The organism is Paraburkholderia sp. JHI2823, from assembly GCF_038900695.1.
GTDB classification, from domain to species: domain Bacteria; phylum Pseudomonadota; class Gammaproteobacteria; order Burkholderiales; family Burkholderiaceae; genus Paraburkholderia; species Paraburkholderia mimosarum.
The window spans coordinates 1-413 of the sequence record NZ_JAYMRY010000316.1; the positions used below are offsets into that span (position 1 = coordinate 1).

Here is a 413-nt window from a genome sequence, read left to right on the forward strand (position 1 = left end):
CCCTTCACGTCGGCGTCGGTCGGTTCTGGCCAGACGCTGCAACAGATCCAGCTGGCCCACACGACCGGCAGCAAGGAGGACCAGACGATCGCGCTGTCTGATGGGCAGACGGTGGTGCTCTACGGTCAGATGACGGATCTTGCGAACAGCACGACGAATGGCGGTATCGCGGGTATCACGGGTCTGTGGAACAAGTCGAAGACCTTCCAGGTGATCATGCTGACGGCCGCGGTCGTCCCGTCGATGTGAGCGCGGGCATGCACATTACCGATCCGCTGCCGCGAGACAGGAAGGCGCGCCTCGTCTTCGGACTTGACTGGCGCGTGTATCCGGCAAAACAGATGCGGGCCGAGCGCCGCCGTTACGCCGATGATTTCGGTGCGACGCACTACGTTGAATACAAAGTCGGTAAG

1 pseudogene is annotated in these 413 nt (G+C 61.7%); it reads left to right on the forward strand.

Going from position 1 to position 413, the window contains the following annotated elements:
• Positions 1 to 249 (forward strand): annotated as a pseudogene (locus VSR34_RS38805) (type II secretory pathway protein); the annotation flags it as partial.
• Positions 250 to 413: the final 164 nt, after the last annotated feature.